At 72.8% G+C, this 17,825-nt stretch carries 15 protein-coding genes; 6 read left to right on the forward strand and 9 right to left on the reverse strand.

The genetic code is table 11. From position 1 onward, the window contains the following. Positions 1–99: 99 nt before the first annotated feature. Both ACR68M_RS24395 and ACR68M_RS24400 read left to right on the forward strand, forming a co-directional pair. A complete protein-coding gene (locus tag ACR68M_RS24395; RefSeq protein WP_441246239.1) occupies positions 100–579 on the forward strand; it encodes a MerR family transcriptional regulator in 480 nt (159 codons plus the stop codon). Next, a complete protein-coding gene (locus tag ACR68M_RS24400) occupies positions 576–1,580 on the forward strand; it encodes an aldo/keto reductase (protein ID WP_441246240.1) in 1,005 nt (334 codons plus the stop codon). The genes ACR68M_RS24395 and ACR68M_RS24400 overlap by 4 nt, the downstream gene beginning before the upstream one ends. A 119-nt stretch (positions 1,581–1,699) precedes the next feature. Here the strand turns inward: ACR68M_RS24400 and ACR68M_RS24405 are convergent, their stop codons facing one another. Further along, positions 1,700–2,263: a TIGR03086 family metal-binding protein gene (locus tag ACR68M_RS24405; protein WP_441246241.1), complete on the reverse strand. Its 564-nt coding sequence runs from the start codon at positions 2,261–2,263 to the stop codon at positions 1,700–1,702. Between the two features lie 103 nt (positions 2,264–2,366). Here ACR68M_RS24405 and ACR68M_RS24410 point away from each other — a divergent pair, with 103 nt between their 5' ends. After that, the gene (locus ACR68M_RS24410; protein WP_441246242.1) at positions 2,367–3,341 is read left to right on the forward strand and encodes a helix-turn-helix transcriptional regulator; all 975 of its coding nucleotides are present in this window, start codon (positions 2,367–2,369) and stop codon (positions 3,339–3,341) included. Here the strand turns inward: ACR68M_RS24410 and ACR68M_RS24415 are convergent. The 7 genes from ACR68M_RS24415 to ACR68M_RS24445 form a co-directional block, all read right to left on the reverse strand. Then, positions 3,322–4,551, reverse strand: a complete 1,230-nt coding sequence (locus ACR68M_RS24415; RefSeq protein ID WP_441246243.1) for an alpha/beta hydrolase — start codon at positions 4,549–4,551, stop codon at positions 3,322–3,324. The genes ACR68M_RS24410 and ACR68M_RS24415 overlap by 20 nt on opposite strands. Positions 4,552–4,705: 154 nt before the next feature. Beyond that, a complete protein-coding gene (locus tag ACR68M_RS24420; protein ID WP_441246244.1) occupies positions 4,706–5,080 on the reverse strand; it encodes an MmcQ/YjbR family DNA-binding protein in 375 nt (124 codons plus the stop codon). An 18-nt stretch (positions 5,081–5,098) separates the two neighbouring features. Continuing rightward, a complete protein-coding gene (locus ACR68M_RS24425; RefSeq protein ID WP_441246245.1) occupies positions 5,099–6,307 on the reverse strand; it encodes an acyltransferase family protein in 1,209 nt (402 codons plus the stop codon). Beyond that, positions 6,297–7,442 (reverse strand): alpha/beta hydrolase, encoded by a 1,146-nt coding sequence (locus ACR68M_RS24430; RefSeq protein WP_441246246.1) that lies wholly within the window; start codon positions 7,440–7,442, stop codon positions 6,297–6,299. The genes ACR68M_RS24425 and ACR68M_RS24430 overlap by 11 nt, the downstream gene beginning before the upstream one ends. A gap of 122 nt (positions 7,443–7,564) precedes the next feature. Further along, entirely contained in the window at positions 7,565–8,239 is a 675-nt protein-coding gene (locus tag ACR68M_RS24435; protein WP_441246247.1) for a response regulator, read from the reverse strand. Then, a complete protein-coding gene (locus tag ACR68M_RS24440; protein ID WP_441246248.1) occupies positions 8,236–9,528 on the reverse strand; it encodes a sensor histidine kinase in 1,293 nt (430 codons plus the stop codon). The genes ACR68M_RS24435 and ACR68M_RS24440 overlap by 4 nt, the downstream gene beginning before the upstream one ends. 43 nt (positions 9,529–9,571) lie before the next feature. Further along, positions 9,572–10,252, reverse strand: a complete 681-nt coding sequence (locus tag ACR68M_RS24445) for a TetR/AcrR family transcriptional regulator (RefSeq protein WP_441246249.1) — start codon at positions 10,250–10,252, stop codon at positions 9,572–9,574. Between the two features lie 316 nt (positions 10,253–10,568). Between ACR68M_RS24445 and ACR68M_RS24450 the strand changes: the two genes are divergently transcribed. Together ACR68M_RS24450 and ACR68M_RS24455 are read left to right on the forward strand one after the other, a co-directional pair. Beyond that, the gene (locus ACR68M_RS24450) at positions 10,569–12,053 is read left to right on the forward strand and encodes an MFS transporter (protein ID WP_441251706.1); all 1,485 of its coding nucleotides are present in this window, start codon (positions 10,569–10,571) and stop codon (positions 12,051–12,053) included. A gap of 115 nt (positions 12,054–12,168) precedes the next feature. Continuing rightward, complete coding sequence (locus ACR68M_RS24455; RefSeq protein WP_441246250.1) at positions 12,169–13,884, forward strand: serine/threonine-protein kinase; 1,716 nt, start codon at positions 12,169–12,171, stop codon at positions 13,882–13,884. A gap of 73 nt (positions 13,885–13,957) precedes the next feature. Here ACR68M_RS24455 and aceE read toward each other — a convergent pair whose 3' ends face one another. Continuing rightward, positions 13,958–16,708, reverse strand: a complete 2,751-nt coding sequence (gene aceE / locus ACR68M_RS24460) for a pyruvate dehydrogenase (acetyl-transferring), homodimeric type (protein WP_441246251.1) — start codon at positions 16,706–16,708, stop codon at positions 13,958–13,960. Positions 16,709–17,324: 616 nt separating this feature from the next. Between aceE and ACR68M_RS24465 the strand changes: the two genes are divergently transcribed. After that, a complete protein-coding gene (locus ACR68M_RS24465) occupies positions 17,325–17,762 on the forward strand; it encodes a DUF3052 domain-containing protein (protein ID WP_441246252.1) in 438 nt (145 codons plus the stop codon). The last annotated feature ends 63 nt before the right edge of the window (positions 17,763–17,825 follow it).

The following is a 17,825-nucleotide window of genomic DNA, read 5'->3' on the forward strand; positions in this document are numbered from 1 at the left end:
CTCTAACCAGCCCGGACCAGCGGCCCGCGTGGGAGGCTTGCTTGGAGTGCGCTCTAACTCAGTAGCTTCGTACTCGTCGCCGAAACCTGGGGGTCCACCGTGGCAACGCTCGCACCCATCCGTCTCGACCCGCTCACCTGCGGCGAGGCCTACACCGCGCCGAGCGTGGAAGCCGACCGCACCCCCCGGCACAGCATCAGCGAGGTCGCCGCCGCGAGCGGGCTCACGGCCCACACGCTGCGCTGGTACGAGCGGATCGGCCTGCTCGACCCGGTCGACCGCACGCACTCCGGCCAGCGCCGCTACAGCGACGCCGACCTGACCCGGCTGGCCTTCCTCGGGCGGCTGCGGCTGACCAGCATGCCCGTCGCGGACATGCTCCGCTACGTGGAGCTGGCTCGGGCCGGTGCGCAGACCTCCGGCGACCGGCGCGAGCTGCTGATCGCCCACCGCGAGGCCGTCCGGCAGCAGATCTCCGATCTGCACGCGACCCTCGCCGTCCTCGACTACAAGATCGACCTGTACGCGGGCATGACCGGCAGCGGACAGGCAGACCGGACAAGGAAACAGAGCGCATGAGCATCCCCACCACCCAGCTCGGCACGCACGGTCCCGTCGTCGGGGTCCAGGGCCTCGGCTGCATGGGCATGAGCGAGTTCTACGGCCCGACCGACACCGCCGAGGCGCTGGCGACCCTGGACGCCGCCCTCGACCTGGGCGTCACCCTCTTCGACACCGCCGACGTCTACGGCTCCGGCGCCAACGAGGAGTTGATCGGCCCGTTCGTCCGGGCCAACCGCGACCAGGTCGTGCTGGCCACCAAGTTCGCCATCGAGCGCCGCGCGGACGACCCCACCTACCGGGGCGTGCGCAACGACGCCGCCTACGTCCGCACCGCCGTCGACGCCTCCCTGCGCCGCCTCGGCGTGGACCACATCGACGTCTACTACATGCACCGCCGTGACCCGGCCGTCCCGCTGGCCGAGTCGGTCGGTGCGATGGCGGAGCTGGTGCGGGCGGGCAAGGTCCGCCACCTGGGCCTCTCCGAGGTGACGGGTGACGAGCTGCGGGAGGCGTACGCGGTGCACCCGATCGCCGCCCTCCAGTCCGAGTGGTCGATCTTCTCCCGGGACGTCGAGCAGACGGCCGTCCCGGCGGCGGCCGAGCTGGGCATCGCCTTCGTGCCGTACTCGCCGCTCGGGCGGGGCTTCCTGACCGGGGCGTTCGCGGCGGCGGAGCAGCTCAGCGCGGACGACTACCGGCGCCACCACCCGCAGTTCAGCGGCCCGAACGCGGCGGGCAACGCGGCCCTGGTCGCGCCGATCCAGAAGATCGCGGCCGGGCGGGGCGTCAGCGCCGCCCAGATCGCCCTGGCTTGGGTGCACCAGCGCGCCGAGGTCCACGGCCTGACGGTCGTGCCGATCCCCGGCACCCGCAAGCGGACCCGCCTGGCGGAGAACACCGCCGCGGCGACGCTGGTGCTGACCTCGGCGGAGCTGGCCGAGCTGGAGCCCATCGCGGGGCACGTCGCGGGCAACCGCTACGCCGACATGACCTTCACGTCGGCCGGTCGCGAGTAGCGCTTGCAGGATGCAACTGACTGTCAGGTGAGGCGAGTTGCGGTCGGGAGCCTGCCGTTTCGCGCAGTTCCCCGCGCCCCTGGGGTCAACGCCCCAGTCAGGTCAACGCCGCAGGCAGGTCAGCGCCCCAGCCAGGCTGCGAGGCGGCGGTACGGGGGTGCGTCTGCCGGGGCGGGCCGGACGGGGCCGAAGGGGAGTTCGCCGCCGCGCGGCTCGGCGGGGAGGACGTGCTCGGCGACGGCGAGGGCGGTCAGGGCCAACTCGTCGTCCAGGGCGGCCTCCTGGCCGGTCGCATGGGCGATGTCCCAGGCGTGGGTGACGGCCTCCATGACGTAGCCGCCGAGCGCGGCCCGGCCGGGGACCTCCCCCCAGGGGGCCATCGCGGGGCGGTCCAGGGTGGCCGCGTCCGCCCAGGCGGCCGTCACGCGGGTGCGGGCCCGGTCGAGGACGGCGGGCCAGGCGTCGTCGTCGATCTCGCCGACCGTCGCCGGCACGTCGTTGGAGTGCCCGCCCTCGCCGACGTAGGCGATCCGGTGCACGCCGCCGACGGTGTGGCCGAGCAGCGTCCGCAGGTCGTACTCGGTGCAGGGGGTGGGCAGTTCGAGCTGCTCGGGGGTGATGGTGGCGATCAGCTTCGCCAGCTGGTCGAGGGCGCGCTGGTAGGACGGGCGGGGGTCGTTCACGGGGTGGCTCCTCGGTCGTGGTGCGGGTTCGGCTACGAGGAGCACTCTGCCGGTGATACCTGACACCTGCCGTCAGGTATTCGGGGCGTTCTAGGCTGGCCCGGTGAAGGCCGACCGGTTGCTCTCGATCCTGCTGCTGCTCCAGACCCGGGGGCAGGTGTCGGCGTCGGAGCTGGCCGAGCGGCTGGAGGTGTCGGTCCGCACCGTGTACCGGGATGTCGAGGCGCTCTCGGCCGCCGGGGTGCCGGTCTGGGCCGAGCGCGGGCGGCACGGCGGGATCAACCTGCTGCCCGGCTACCGCACCGACGTCACGGGGCTGACCAGCGACGAGGCGCGGGCGCTCTTCGTGCTCGCCTCGCAGGGGGCGCACGACGCCCTCGGGCTCGGCGGCGCGATCGGCTCCGCCCTGCGGAAGGTGATGGCCGCGCTGCCCGCCCCGCACCGGCCGGGCGCCGAGCGCACCAGCGAACGCATCCTGGTCGACCCGGCCCGCTGGTTCCGGGCGGCGTCCGAGGCGGCCGATCTCGGGGAGTTGCAGCGCGCGGTCTTCGCCGACCAGCGGCTGGCCCTGCGGTACCGGCACGGCGGTGCCACCGCACCCAGCGAGTACACCGTCGACCCGTACGGGCTGGTGAGCAAGGCGGGGGTCTGGTACCTGGTCGCTGATCTGGACGGCGCTCCCCGGCTGTTCCGGGCCGACCGGGTGCTCGCGGCGGCTGCCGGGCCGGAGCCCGTACGCCGCCGGGCCGGGCTCGGGCTGGCGGAGCTGTGGGCCGAGCTGCGTGACCAGGTCGAGCAACGGCCGCTGGACGTACGGGTGTTGGTCCGGATCAGGCACAGCCGGCTGGACATGTTCCTGCGGCTGCACGCCGGTCTGCTGCTGGCCCCGCCGCCGGAGCCCGCCGACTGGACGGAGCTGGAGATCGGCCTCCCGGCCGTTCAGGCGGCCCGCCTGCTGCTGCCCTTCGGCGCCGATCTGGAGGTGCTCACCCCGGACTCCGTACGTGCCGAACTCGCCGACGCCGCACGGGAGATCGCCGAGCTGTACGGGGCAGGCCCTAGCTCTGCGGGTGGGTGACGTCGCCGTAGTCGCCGAGGGCGATGGAGCCGAAGTTGTGCAGGCTGGCGGTGCCGGGGGAGAGGTAGCCGGTGTGCCCGGCGGCGCCGGCGGAGGAGATCTCGACGGCGCCGAAGTCCCTGCCGGTCGGGTCGGAGCCGTGGCCGAGGCCGCCGACCTCCAGGTAGGGGACGTTGCCGATCCAGTCGGTGGGGTTGCGGGTGGCCCAGACCCGTACGCCTTCACCGAGTTCGGCCGCGCCCTGGACGCCCATGCCGGGGCTGCCGAAGACGACCACGTCGGTCGTCCGGGTGTCGTGGATCTTCGGGGCGGCGACGCCGCAGACCACCGAGCCGTAGCTGTGGCAGAAGAGGGTGGGCGGGGCGTCGGGGGCGCTGGTGACGGCGAGGCCGGCCAGCAGGCGCTCCAGGCGCGGGGCGGCGACGTCGGCGAGCCGGGAGGTGACGGCGTCGGGGCCGAGGCCGGAGGGGGTGACGTAGCCCGTCCAGGCGATCACGGCGGTGTGGCCGTCCGCGGCCTGGCGGTGCTCCTCGGCGACGAGGGCGCGGGCCATCCCGGCGGGGGAGCGCAGCGGGTCGGCGGTCTGGTCGAAGTGCGCGAGGTCGGCGTCCGAGCCGGGGACGAGCACGGAGACCCGCTGGGCGCTGCCGAGATCGCCGTAGACCTCGCTGACCAGGCCCCGGCCGCGCGGGTCGAAGGCGAGGATCTGGCGGCCCTTGGCGAGCAGGCCCTCGCTGTCGTTGGCGCGGGAGGTGGCCAGTGCGCGGGTGGTGGCGTCGAGCTTCTGGTCGGCGGCGCGGGCCCGTGCGCGGTCGCGCTCGGCGGCGATCGCGACGCGGTTGGCCTGGTAGCGGGTCTCGACGGGGGCGCCGTCGAGGTTGCCGACGACGAGCGGGTACTCGGCGACCAGCCGGAGGGTCTGCTCGGGGGTGAGCGAGGCGAAGAAGGCGGCGACGGTGGTGGCGTCGGCGGTGGCCGGGTCGGGGAGGGCGCGGCCCAGCGAGTGGTCGGCGACCCAGGCGGCGCTGCCGGCCGGCGGGGTGGAGATGGCGACCTGCTCGTTGGCGGCGGCGGCCTGCGCGGCGGCTGCTCCGGCGTCCACCAGCACGGCCGAGGCGGCGAAGGCGCCTATCAGGACTCGCTTGATCCGTCGTCGCTGGATCGCACTGCGCCGCATCCAGATGTGCCGCATCGAACTGCTGCGCTGCATTGGCGACAACTCCCTCGGACCCTCTACCGGCACAGCGGGCGGGGCCCGATGGTGGTGCGAAACGCCTACTACTCGTCAGCCAGCGTAGGTCTTCGGAGCGGGAGGCGTGCAGAGTCTAAACTGTGGGAAGCCTCACATGTCCAGCCCCGCACGTTCAGGTGTCTTCGGACGTACGCGAAGGCGAACCGGACGCGGCCTCGTACTCGCGGAGCAGCTTCTTGGGGGCGATGCTCCGCCAGCCGTCGGTGAGCAGATCCCGCAGCTCGGCCGGGTCGACGGCGGCGAGCCTGACCAGCACCCAGCCGTGCCGCCCGACGTACGGCGCGACGGAGTAGATCTCCGGCTCGGCCGCGATCAGCTCGGTCTGGTCCTCCTTGGAGGCCTTCACGCAGACCGAGCCGCTGTCGGGGTCGCCCATGGCGAAGATCTTCTCGCCGAGCCGCAGGGTCACCTGCGTCTCCCAGGTGAGCCGCTCGGTCGTGCGCGGCAGGGCCAGGCCCATGGCCAGAAACTGATTGAACGTCACCATGGCGACGAGGATACGGCGTCACACCACACCCAGCGCGTACACGGTGAACAGCGCCGCCCCCGCCCCGGCCACGGCCTTCCAGCCCCGGGAGGCCCACGGGCCGTCGAAGCGGCGGGTGTACCGGGCGATCACGGTCAGCAGGGCGCCGAGGACGGGAATCCAGGCGAGCCGGGCGAGGGCCCAGCCGGGGGAGTCGGGCGCGGTGGTCAGGCCGGGGACGCTGCCCAGGAGCGAGCCGAGGGTGCCGGCGGTGAACATCGCGGTCTGGTGCCAGCAGAAGATCGTCATCGCCGAGAGGTTGACCGCCACGACCGGCAGCCAGAGCAGCGGCCTGCGGAGCAGCCGTCCGAGCCGCTCGCGCAGCAGCATCGCGGCGCCGCACTGGAAGGCGGCCAGGGCGAGCACCAGCAGGGACGGCGGGTGCGAGTTGGTGCGGTCCTGGCCGGGGACGCCGACCATGCTCGCCGGGTAGTGGAAGGCCAGCAGCAGGGTGGCGAAGAGCGCGGCGCCGCCGAGCAGCAGGGCCCGCGCCCCGGCCCGGCCGATCCGGCCCTGTGCCCAGGAGGTGCCCAGCTGGTAGGCGAACATCCAGCCCGGCAGCAGGTTGAGCAGGCCCAGCCAGGAGGGCATCGCCTCGGCCCACGGCCCGTACCGCAGCAGGTCGACCACGGCGACGACGGCGAGCAGCGGCGCCGCCGCCCACCCGCCGAGCCGGCGCCCGGCGGCCACGCAGTACGGCGTCAGAGCGGTCAGCCCGAGGTAGACGCCGATGTACCAGAGCGGCTGCACCACCAGCACGGTGCCGGTGTGCACGGTGTCCTCCGGCACGCCGAGCCCGCGCAGCAGCGGGATCAGCCCGGCCCAGACCGCCGCCACCCCGAGGACGGGCCGCAGCAGCCGGGCGCACCGGCCGCGCAGCCAGGCGGCCGTGCTCGACCCCTTGGCGCGGGCCCGCTCCAGGGACTTCACCGAGGAGTGGCCGCCGACCAGGAAGAACACCCCGAGCATCTGGAGCACCCAGCTGAGCGGGGCGAGGAAGCCGAGCGAGCTGAGCGGGCTGGCGTTGTGCAGGCCGCCGCCCGCGTCGAGGGTGAGGCCGCCGAGCATCCAGTGCCCGAGCGGGACGGCCAGCAGTGCCAGCGCGCGGAGCCCGTCCAGGGCCCGGTCACGCGTCACAGGGGTCTTCGCGTCGACCCGGGCGGCGGCCTTGCGGAGGTCAGTGAGCATCGCGGCACTCCTGGGAGGTGGCGGCGCACCGGACGAGGGCGGGCTCGTCGAGGGCGATCGCGGCGAAGTTGGCGAGCGAGGCCGTGCCGGGGGCGAAGTAGCCGGAGTGGCCGTGCGCACCGGCGGCGGAGACCACCCGGGCGCCGAAGCCCCGGCCGGTCGGGTCGGCGCCGTGGCCGAGACCGAGGACGGAGACGTTCGGCACGTCGCCGATCCAGTCCGCGCTGTTCCGTTCGGCGGCCCAGAGCGGCACCGGCAGGTCGGCGGCCCGGTCGAGGTCCATCCCGGGCGAGCCGAGCGAGACCACGGCGGTGGTGGTGCGGCCGGGGTGCAGGGTGGCGTGCCCGCAGACCACCGAGCCGTAGCTGTGGCAGAAGAGCGTGGCGGGCACCGCCAGCCCGTCCAGGAAGCGCGTCAGCCGGGCGCCGCCCGCCTCGGCGAGGTCGGAGGTGGCCAGGTCCAGGCCGATGCCGTGCGGGGTGGTGTACCCGGCCCAGGCGATCACCGGCAGCCGGTCGCCGGTGGCCTGCCTCAGCGCGCGGGCCATCCCGGCGGGCGCGCCGTACGGGTCCTGGGTGCGGTCGAAGCTCATCAGGTCGATGTCCGCGCCGGGGACGACGACGGCCGTCGGCCGCCCGGCCGTCAGCTCGCCGAAGACCTCGGCGACGAGGCCGTGGCCGCGCGGGTCGAAGGCCAGGATCTGCCGGCCGGCCAGCGAGGCGTACCGCTCGGCCCGGCCCAGGGCGTCGGCCCGCTCCTGCGCGGTGAGCCCCGGCCCGGCGGCCCGGGTGAGCTCGCGCTCGCGCTCCTCGGCCAGCGCCAGCTGGTTCGCGCGGTAGCGCAGCGGTACGGGGGCGCCGTCCAGGTTGCCCACCACCAGCGGGTGCCGGACGGCCAGCGCGTCCTGCCGGCCGAGCGGCAGCCCCGCGAAGAACTCCGCGACCTCCGCCGGGGCCGTCACGCCCGGCTCCGGCAGCCGGACACCCAGCGTGGTGTCACTCGTCCACGCGACCCCGGCCCCGGGCACCCCGACCGCCGCCGCCTGCCCCTGCCCGACGGCCCAGCCGCCGACCCCGCCCACCGCCGCCAGCGCCAGCACGGCACCCGCCACGGCCCTTCTGATCCGCGTACCCATCCCCGGCCCCTCCGCCTTCCTCGTCCCTGACAGGAGGGAAGGTAGGAAGACGACGGCCCCCCGGACGTCACACCAGGGGGCCAACCACGGGGTCATACCTGGGTGCTACGCCCAGGCGTCGGCTACGCCCCGGGGGTCACCAGCCCCGACTCGTACGCCAGGACGACGGCCTGCGCGCGGTCGCGGAGGTCGAGCTTGCCGAGGATGCGGCCGATGTGGGTCTTGACGGTCTGTTCGGCGAGCACCAGCTTCTCGGCGATCTGCTGGTTGGAGAGGCCGCGGGCGATGAGCTCCAGCACCTCGGTCTCCCGGGGCGTCAGACCGTTGAGGCGCAGCGCCGGGTCGCGGCGGGGGGCCGGGCGGGTGCGGGCGAAGTCCTCGATCAGGCGGCGGGTGACGGAGGGCGCGAGCAGGGCCTCGCCCGCCGCGACGACGCGGACGGCGGCGATCAGGTCCGCGGGCGGGGCGTCCTTGAGCAGGAAGCCGCTGGCCCCGGCGCGCAGCGCCTCGTAGACGTAGTCGTCGATGTCGAAGGTGGTGAGCATCAGCACCTTGGGCCGGTGGACGACCCCGGGCGGCGGCGAGAGCAGCCGGCGGGCGGCCTCCAGGCCGTCCATGACGGGCATCCGGACGTCCATCAGCACGACGTCGGGGTGGGTGTGCCCGCTGACCTCCAGCGCCTGCGCGCCGTCGGCGGCGTCGCCGACCACGTCGATGTCGGTCTGGGCGTTCAGCAGGGCCGCGAAGCCCGCCCGGACCATGGCCTGGTCGTCGACGATGATCACACGGATGGTCATGCAGCGGGCTCCTGAAGGCGGTTGACGGGCAGGACGGCCGCGACCCGGAAGCCGCCCTCCGGGAGCGGGCCGGTGTCCAGCCTCCCATCCAGCAGCCGGACGCGTTCACGCATCCCCGTCAGTCCGTGCCCCGTCCCCGCCGTGGGCTCCAGCGGCGGCCCGTCCGAGGCGGGGGCGGCGTTGACGACGGTGATCCGCAGCGCAGCGCCCTCGGCCGGGCCCTCTGTGGCGCCCTCGGCGGAGACCGAGACCCACACCTCGGCCCCGGGCGCGTGCCGGACGACGTTGGCCAGCGCCTCCTGCACGATCCGGTACGCCGACAGCCCGACGGCCTGCGGCAGTTCGCCGAGCCCGGCGACCTCCGGGGTGACGGTCAGCTCGGCCCGCACCCCCGCCTGGGCGACGGTCTCGACCAGCTGCGGCAGGTCGTCCAGCCCCGGCTGCGGCAGCTTCTCCGAGCCCGCCTCGGCACTGCGCAGCACCCCGAGCAGCCGCCGCATCTCGGTCAGCGACCCGCGCGCCGCCGCCGCGATGCCCGCGAACTCCTCGACGGCCTCCGGCGGCAGCCCCGTGATCCGGTACGGCGCGCTGTCGGCCTGCACGGTGATCACCGACATGTGGTGGGCGACCACGTCGTGCAGCTCGCGGGCGATCCTGGCCCGCTCCTCCAGCAGCGTGCGGCGGGCCCGCTCGGCCTCGCTGATCTGCTCCTGCTCGGTCAACCGGCGCTGCGCCTCGGCGCGTTCGCGCAGCGCGCCGCCGATCAGCAGGGTGACGCCGGAGAGCGCGAGGGCCAGCAGGCTGTTGTTCGCGCCGGCATGGGTGAGCGGCAGCAGGCTGAGCCCGAGGCAGCCCGCCGCCGTGGCGAGCCAGACGGCGACCAGCGTGCGGCGGCTCTCCCGCAGCGAGAGCGGGATCATCAGCAGGGTGTAGCCGATCAGCCCCGGCACCGTCCACGGCCAGCCCGCGTGCCCCTCCCGGCTCTCGAAGCTGATCAGCAGCCCGGTCAGCAGATCGGCCACCGCGACCATCCACCAGGCCGGCAGCGGACGGCTGACGGACAGCAGCAGCGGCACCGCCTGCCCGACGGCCAGGCCGCCCGCGAGCGCCGGGGTGAGCCCGTAGTCGTTGGTGAGCACCCCCACCCCGGTCGGCAGCAGGGTGGCGGCCGCGCCGAGCGCCAGCACGTACGGGAGCAGCCGCACCCACCGGCTGGCGGCGTCGGAGAGCAGCACCGAGTGGTCGGAGGAGGGCCGCAGCAGGCTGGCCGGCAGGGAGCGGGCGTTCATGCGGCAAGGCTATGCCCAGCCGCGTACGCCCCCGGGGTACCCGTCAGCGCCAGGCGTCGGCCAGGGCGGGGCCGAGCTGGTCGAAGTGGCGTTCGATCAGGTTGATCATGCCCTCGCTGCCGGAACTCCTGGCGTCGGAGCCGTCGGTGTCGGCGCTCCAGGAGAGGTGGGCCGAGCGGAGCACGCCGCCGAAGACCGCCGCCATGACGCGCGGCCGCAGGTCGGTGGCCGGGTCGAGGCCCTCGCGTTCGGCGAGGATGCCCGCGACGATCAGCTCCTGCTCGGTGATCCGGCGGAGGTGGGCGGCGAGCAGGGTGGGGGTGTTCTCGATCATCTGGATGAGCTCCAGGGCCGAGGTGATGCTGCTCGGGCCGTCCTCGGGGGTGGCGCCGAGCTCGCGCCAGGTCAGCACGATGGCGTTGCGCAGCGCCTGGAGCGGGTTCTCGTCGGCCGGGCGGGCCCGCAGGTTGTCGACGAAGTGGTCCTCGGCGTCGGCGAGGACGGCGAGCGCGACCTCGTCCTTGTTGGCGAAGTACCGGAAGAACGTGCGCTGCGAGACGTCCACCGCGGCGGCGATCTCGTCCACGGTGGTGTGCGCGTAGCCCTGCACCAGGAAAAGCCGGTGAGCAGCCTCGACCAGGGCGTCCCGGGTGCGCTGCTTCTTGCGTTCGCGCAGGCCGAGCACCCGGTGGGGCTGAGTGGGGTCCGCGAGCTGCACGGCCATGGCGGGTGCCTTCCGACGTCCGGGGTGTGGTCACCACGATATAGCGCTCTGCCATATGTCAGGCGTCAGCAGAAGTCAGTGTTTGCCGAATGTCAGAGGCTGACATATTGTCGCTGGCGTGTGGCGCCCTCCGGCCGGACGACTCGTGGGGACGGGTGGGCCAGGGCGCCACTCCCGTGTCGCACCCCACCGGAGGGCCCCGCAGATGAGTCAGTCCGTCGTCAACACCGAGAAGGCGCCCCCTGCGCTGCCCGCCGGACGGCGCAGCCTGCAGGGCCACCCCTGGCTCACGCTGCTCACCGTCGCCGTCGGCGTGATGATGGTCGCCCTCGACGGCACCGTCGTGGCGATCGCCAACCCCGTCATCCAGAACGACCTCGGCGCCTCGCCCGCCGACATCCAGTGGGTCACCAGCGGCTACCTGCTCGCCCTCGCGGTCTTCCTGATCACCGCGGGCAAGATCGGTGACCGCTTCGGCCACAAGACGACCTTCCTGGTCGGCGCGGCGGGCTTCGCCGCCACGTCGGCGGCGATCGGCTTCGCCACCAACATCCAGACCGTGATCGCCTTCCGCGTCCTCCAGGGCCTCTTCGGCGCGCTGCTCCAGCCCGCCGCCCTCGGCCTGCTGCGCGGCGCCTTCCCGATCGAGAAGCTCAACATGGCGATCGGCATCTGGGCGGGCGTCATCGGCGCCTCCACCGCGGCCGGCCCGATCGTCGGCGGCCTGCTGGTCGAGCACGTCAGCTGGCAGTCGGTCTTCTTCATCAACATCCCCGTCGGCCTCGCCGCCCTCGCCCTCGGCCTGTGGATACTGCGGGACGTCCGGGCCGAGAACGCCGCGAAGTCCTTCGACGTCCCCGGCATCGCCCTGCTCAGCGCCGCGATGTTCATGCTGGTCTGGGGCATCATCAAGGCCCCGACCTGGGGCTGGGCCGACAGCAGCACGCTGCTCTTCCTCGGCGGCGCGGTGCTCGCCCTGATCGGCTTCGCGTTCTGGCAGACCCGGGTGAAGGAGCCGCTCATCCCGCTCAGCCTGTTCCGTTCGGTGCCGCTCTCGGCCGGCACGCTGCTGATGATCCTGATGGCCTTCGCGTTCTTCGGCGCGATCTTCTTCGTGACCTTCTACCTGCAGAACGTGCACGGCATGACGCCCGTCCAGGCCGGTGTCCACCTGCTCCCGATGACCGGCATGATGATCGTCGGCGCCCCCGCCGCCGGTGCCGCGATCGGCAAGGTCGGCCCGCGCATCCCGATCGTCGTCGGCATGCTGCTCACCACCACCGCGATGTACGGGATGTCCACGCTGGACACCGGCTCCGGCACCGGCGTGATGTCGCTCTGGTTCGTGCTGATGGGCCTGGGCATAAGCCCGGTCATGGTCGGCGCCACCGAGGTCATCGTCGGCAACGCACCGCTGGAGCTCTCCGGCGTCGCGGGCGGCCTCCAGCAGGCCGCGATGCAGGTCGGCGGCAGTCTCGGCACCGCCGTGCTCGGCGCCGTGATGGCCTCGAAGGTCAGCTCCGTCCTCCCGGGCAACCTCGCCGACGTCGGCCAGACCCTCCCGCCCGGCGCGGCGGGGGAGGGCCTCAAGCAGGCCGCCCAGCTTGGCATCACCCCGCCGATGCCGCCGGGCACCCCGGCGCAGGCCGTCCAGGGCCTCTCCTCCGCGATCCACCACTCCTTCGTGAGCGGCATGTCGATGGCCTTCGCCGTCGCGGCCGTGGTCGCCTTCGCGGCAGCCGTCCTCGGCCTGCTGACCAAGCGCGGCACGACGGACGCGGGCCCGGCCGTCCACATCTGACGGCACCACTGATCTGACGGCACCACGTACGAGCCCGGAGGGGCGCGGGGCAGGCCCCCGCGCCCCTCCGGCGTACCCGAGTGCGGGCGGTTCGGCCGGGGTCGAGACTGGAAGGGTGGACGGCGGACGGTTACTCGCAGGGCGCTACCGACTCGGGGAGCGCCTCGGGCACGGCGGTATGGGCACGGTCTGGCTGGCCCGGGACGAACTGCTCGACCGCGATGTCGCGGTCAAGGAGCTGACCGTCAGCGGGGTGCCGGAGAGCGAACTGCCCGGTCTGCAGTCCCGGATGCAGCAGGAGGCCAGGGCCGCGGCCCGGGTGAAGCACCCCGGCGTGGTCACCGTCCACGACGTGCTGGAGCAGGACGGCCGCCCGTGGATCGTGATGGAGCTGATCGACGGCCGCTCGCTCGCCGAGGTGATCGCCACCGAGGGCACCCTGCTGCCGCGCGACGCGGCCGAGGTCGGCGCCCAGATCCTCCCCGCGCTGGCGGAGGCGCACCGGCTCGGCGTCCTGCACCGGGACGTGAAACCCGCCAACGTGCTGCTCGAACGCGGCGGCCGGGTGGTGCTCACCGACTTCGGCATCGCCCGCCTGGAGGGCTCCCCGGGGCTGACCCGTACCGGCGACATCGTCGGCTCGCCCGACTACATCGCCCCCGAGCGGGCGATGGGCCACCGGCCCGGCCCCGAGTCCGACCTCTGGTCGCTCGGCGCCACCCTCTACGCGGCGGTCGAGGGCGAATCCCCCTTCCACCGGACGACCACCCTGAGCACCCTGCACGCGGTCATCGCGGACCCGCTGCCGCCGCCCCGCCACGCGGGCCTGCTGGCGCCCGTCCTGGAGGCCCTGCTGCGCAAGGACCCGGCCGAGCGGCCGACCGCCGACGAGGCCCTCCGGATGCTCCAGGAGGTGGCTGCCGCCCGCACCTCCGGCACCTCGCTGCACCCCGTCACCGAGCGCTCCACCCCCGAACTGCCGACCCAGTCCACCCCACCCGGCGGCTACCCGGCACCCCCGCTCCCGCCCACGCCGCCGCCGCTCCCGCCGCGACCTGAGCCCGCCGCCCCCGGGCGCCGCCGCCGGTGGCTGATCGCGGGCGCCACCGCAGTGGCGGCCATGCTGGTGGGCGGCGTCGCCTTCGCGGTGGTCAACAGCGGCTCGCACGGCAGCGCCCCCGCCGCAGCCGTCTCCATCTCTTCGACACCGACACCGACACCGACACCCACCCCGACGCCGACGCCTGCTCCCACCCCCACCCCGACACCCACCCCGACGCCCCAGGCCACCCAGACCGTCCAGGCGACGCAGACCCAGACCCAGATCCAGACCGTCCAGGCTCCCCAGGCCCCCCAGCCCAGCGCCACTGCCCCTGCCGCCCCGGCAGCCCCGGCAGCCCCGGCCGGCTACCGGTGGGTGGACGACCCGGGTGGCTTCCGCGTCGCGGTGCCGCAGGGCTGGACCCGGAGCGAGACCAACGGCCAGATCGACTACTCCCCGGACGGCGGCGCCCACCTGCTCCGCTTCGGGGTGACGCCGGGCGCCGCGCAGAGCTCCGAGTCGCACCTGCTCCAGCTGGAGCAGACCGTCGGCACCCTCCCCGACTACACCCGGATCGTGCTCCAGCCGAACGTCTACCAGGGCCGCGACGGCGCCCTCTGGGAGTTCAGCTGGACGGACGCCAAACGCGGGCCCCGGGTGGCCGCCGACGAGGCCTTCATCGCCCCGAACGGCACCGAGTACGCGATCTACCTGGGTGCCCCGGCCGGCGACTGGACGCAGGCCCAGCAGCAGTTCACCACCATCCTGAACACCTTCACCGTCAAGTGACGACCGTCCTGCAACGCAGAAGGGCCGGGCCCCGTACGAGACGGAACCCGGCCCCTCAGGGCTTGACCTCAGGTCAGGCGTCGCCACCCGCTGCGCCGGGGTCGGCGGCGGCCACGTCCAGGAGCTGGTAGCGGTCGATCGCCTCCTTCAGCGCGTGGCGGTCGATCTTGCCCTGCTTGGCCAGCTCGGTGAGCACGCCCACGACGACCGACTGCGCGTCGATGTGGAAGAAGCGGCGAGCGGCGCCACGGGTGTCGGCGAAGCCGAAGCCGTCCGCACCCAGCGACTGCCAGGCGCCCGGCACCCAGCGCGAGATCTGGTCCGGCACCGCACGCATCCAGTCGGAGACGGCGACGAACGGGCCCTCGGAGCCGGTCAGCTTCTGCGTGACGTACGGGACGCGCTGCGGCTCCTCGGGGTGCAGGAGGTTGAACTCCTCCGCCTCGATGGCGTCGCGGCGCAGCTCGTTCCACGAGGTCGCGGACCACACGTCGGCCTTGACGTTCCACTCCTCGGCGAGGATGCGCTGGGCCTCCAGGGCCCACGGCACCGCCACGCCGGAGGCGAGGATCTGAGCCGGGATCTGGCCCGCCGTCGCCGGAGCGTAGCGGTGCAGACCCTTGAGGATGCCGTCGACGTCGACGTTCTCGGGCTCGGCCGGCATCTTGTACGGCTCGTTGTAGAGCGTGATGTAGTAGAAGACGTCCTCGCCGTGCGGGTGCTCGGCGCTGGAGCCGTACATCCGCCGGATGCCGTCCTGCATGATGTGCGCGATCTCGAAGCCGTACGCGGGGTCGTACGCGACGACGCCGGGGTTGGTCGAGGCGAGCAGGTGCGAGTGGCCGTCCGCGTGCTGCAGGCCCTCACCGGTCAGCGTGGTGCGGCCCGCCGTGGCGCCCATCACGAAGCCGCGGGCCAGCTGGTCGGCCATCTGCCAGAACTGGTCACCGGTGCGCTGGAACCCGAACATCGAGTAGAAGACGTAGACCGGGATCAGCGGCTCGCCGTGCGTCGCGTACGACGAACCGGCGGCGATCAGCGAGGCGGTGCAGCCGGCCTCGGAGATGCCGTCGTGCAGCATCTGGCCGCTCGGGGACTCCTTGTAGGCGAGCAGCAGATCGCGGTCGACCGACTCGTAGGTCTGGCCGAGCGGGTTGTAGATCTTCGCCGACGGGAAGAGCGAGTCCATGCCGAAGGTGCGGTACTCGTCGGGCGCGATCGGCACGAAGCGGTTGCCGATGCCCTTGTCGCGCATCAGGTCCTTGAGCACCCGGACGAACGCCATGGTGGTGGCGATGGTCTGGTTGCCCGAGCCCTTCTTGACCGCCTTGTACGCCTCGTCGCCCGGCAGCTCCAGCCGGCGCGGCCGCACCTTGCGGGTGGGCACGTAACCGCCCAGCTCGCGACGGCGGTCGTGCATGTACTGGATCTCTTCGGAGTCCTTGCCCGGGTGGTAGTAGGGCGGGTAGCCCTCGTCGAGCTGCTTGTCCGTGATCGGCAGGTGCAGCCGGTCGCGGAAGCGCTTGAGGTCCTCGGTCGTGAGCTTCTTCATCTGGTGGGTCGCGTTGCGGCCCTCGAAGTTCGGCCCGAGGGTCCAGCCCTTGACGGTCTGGGCGAGGATCACGGTCGGCTGGCCGACGTGCTCACGGGCCGCCTTGAACGCCGCGTAGACCTTGGCGTGGTCGTGACCGCCACGGCCGAGGTGCTGGATCTGCTTGTCGGTCATGTTCTCGACCATCGCGCGCAGGCGCAGGTCGCCGCCGAAGAAGTGGTCGCGGATGTACGCGCCGGTCTCGGTGGCGTACGTCTGGAACTGGCCGTCGACGGTGGTGTTCATCTTGTTCACCAGGACGCCGTCGCGGTCCTGGGCGAGCAGCGGGTCCCAGCTGCGGTCCCAGATCAGCTTGATGACGTTCCAGCCGGCGCCGCGGAACTGCGACTCCAGCTCCTGGATGATCTTGCCGTTGCCGCGGACCGGGCCGTCGAGGCGCTGCAGGTTGCAGTTGACGACGAAGGTCAGGTTGTCCAGGCCCTCACGGGCCGCCAGCGAGAGCTGGCCGAGCGACTCCGGCTCGTCCATCTCGCCGTCGCCGAGGAAGGCGTAGACGTGGCTGTCGGAGGTGTCCTTGATGCCCCGGTGCTCCAGGTACCGGTTCATCCGGGCCTGGTAGATCGCGCCGAGCGGGCCGAGGCCCATCGAGACGGTCGGGAACTCCCAGAAGTCCGGCATCAGCCGCGGGTGCGGGTAGCTGGACAGGCCGTACGGCGCCTTCGACTTCTCCTGGCGGAAGGCGTCGAGCTGCTGCTCGGTCAGCCGGTCCAGCAGGAAGGCACGGGCGTAGATGCCGGGGGAGGCGTGGCCCTGGAAGAAGATCTGGTCGCCGGACTCGCCGTCCGCGTCCTTGCCCCGGAAGAAGTAGTTGAAGCCCACGTCGTACAGCGACGCGGAGGAGGCGAAGGTGGCGATGTGCCCACCGACGCCGATGCCCGGACGCTGCGCCCGGGAGACCATCACGGCCGCGTTCCAGCGGGTCGCGTTGAGGACCTTGCGCTCGATCTCCTCGTTGCCGGGGAAGAACGGCTCGTCCTTGGTGGCGATGGTGTTGACGTAATCCGTGCTGCGCATCTCGGGCACGGCGACACGCTTCTCGCGGGCGCGCTCGATCAGGCGGAGCATCAGGTAACGGGCGCGCTCACGGCCCCGCTCGTCGATGGCCGCGTCGAGCGACTCCAGCCATTCCGCGGTCTCCTCGGGATCGAAGTCCGGGACCTGACTCGGAAGGCCGCCAATGATGATCGGGTTGCGATCTGATCCGGAAGCCACGCTGTTCCTTCACTGTCGGTCGTTACTGAGGTGTGTCGCGCCGCCTCCATCGTCTACCGCAACTCGGAGATCCGTCATCTCTACCGATCGGTAACCGCGCTGCACGTCAGGTTGTCTCCCTGAGCGGCACGGTCGGGTGGTGTTCGGCGGGCGGCGTTGCCCGTCGTTCACCACCGGGTGCTACGAAGAGGTGGTCCGACCTTTACCTGAGGTTTTCAGGCGCTCGACCCGCCGATGGCGGCCGGTCGAGGTGAGGGCCAACAGGAGACTCTACGCCCGCGAGGGCGTGCGTCCCGAATGCCGTTCGCATCTCGGTCAGCTGCTCGGTCAGCGGCTCGGCCGGCTGCCCGGTCGGGCCGCTCGCGGACGGCCGGATCAGGCCGCTGACTGGGCCGATCGGTCCTGTCGCCCCGAAGGTCGGCATCCGCAGCATCATGGAGGCGCCCAGAAAAGGGCAAATCGGTGTGATTCCCAGCACATCCATCGGCGTGTCTTGCCATGAGACGTCAACCTTTGGGTGGGATCGGGGGGCGGGTACTTGCGCGAACCGCCGGTCCCGTGTGGACTACGGCCAAGCCTCGGCATGATGCCGAGCCGAATACTGGAGGTTATTCCCGTGAGCGCGACCGCGGACCCCGCGGACAAGTCCAACCCGGCGAACCGTCTCGGCTTCACCACCGGCCAGGTCATCCAGGAGCTCGGGTACGACGAAGACTGTGACCAGGAGCTTCGTGAGGGCGTCGAGGACGTCACCGGCACCGAACTCGTCGACGAGGACTATGACGACGTCGCAGACGGCGTCCTGCTGTGGCACCGCGAGGAGGACGGGGATCTGGCCGATGCCCTCGTCGACGCCCTCCAGTACCTGGCTGAAGGCGGCCTCGTCTGGCTGCTGACCCCCAAGACGGGCCGTGACGGGCACGTCGAGGCGCACGAGATCGCCGAGGCTGCCGAGACCGCTGGTCTCGCCCAGACCAGCTCGGTCTCCATGGCCAAGGACTGGGCCGGCACCCGCCTGGCCTCGCCGAAGGCGGCGCGCTCCGGCAAGCGCTGAGCCAGGTTTCAGACGGCAGAAACGAGCCCCGCTGGAGTTTCCTCCAGCGGGGCTCCGCCATAC

It is taken from the genome of Kitasatospora sp. McL0602, assembly GCF_052076145.1.
Lineage (GTDB): Bacteria > Actinomycetota > Actinomycetes > Streptomycetales > Streptomycetaceae > Kitasatospora.

What these genes read in the sequence shown, in the direction of transcription:
- ACR68M_RS24400 (WP_441246240.1), top strand. Translation starts at nt 576, where the DNA reads ATGAGCATCCCCACCACCCAGCTCGGCACGCACGGTCCCGTCGTCGGG.
- ACR68M_RS24415 (WP_441246243.1), bottom strand. Translation starts at nt 4,551, where the DNA reads ATGCAGCGCAGCAGTTCGATGCGGCACATCTGGATGCGGCGCAGTGCG.
- ACR68M_RS24420 (WP_441246244.1), bottom strand. Translation starts at nt 5,080, where the DNA reads ATGGTGACGTTCAATCAGTTTCTGGCCATGGGCCTGGCCCTGCCGCGC.
- ACR68M_RS24425 (WP_441246245.1), bottom strand. Translation starts at nt 6,307, where the DNA reads ATGCTCACTGACCTCCGCAAGGCCGCCGCCCGGGTCGACGCGAAGACC.
- ACR68M_RS24430 (WP_441246246.1), bottom strand. Translation starts at nt 7,442, where the DNA reads ATGGGTACGCGGATCAGAAGGGCCGTGGCGGGTGCCGTGCTGGCGCTG.
- ACR68M_RS24435 (WP_441246247.1), bottom strand. Translation starts at nt 8,239, where the DNA reads ATGACCATCCGTGTGATCATCGTCGACGACCAGGCCATGGTCCGGGCG.
- ACR68M_RS24440 (WP_441246248.1), bottom strand. Translation starts at nt 9,528, where the DNA reads ATGAACGCCCGCTCCCTGCCGGCCAGCCTGCTGCGGCCCTCCTCCGAC.
- ACR68M_RS24445 (WP_441246249.1), bottom strand. Translation starts at nt 10,252, where the DNA reads ATGGCCGTGCAGCTCGCGGACCCCACTCAGCCCCACCGGGTGCTCGGC.
- ACR68M_RS24450 (WP_441251706.1), top strand. Translation starts at nt 10,569, where the DNA reads ATGATGGTCGCCCTCGACGGCACCGTCGTGGCGATCGCCAACCCCGTC.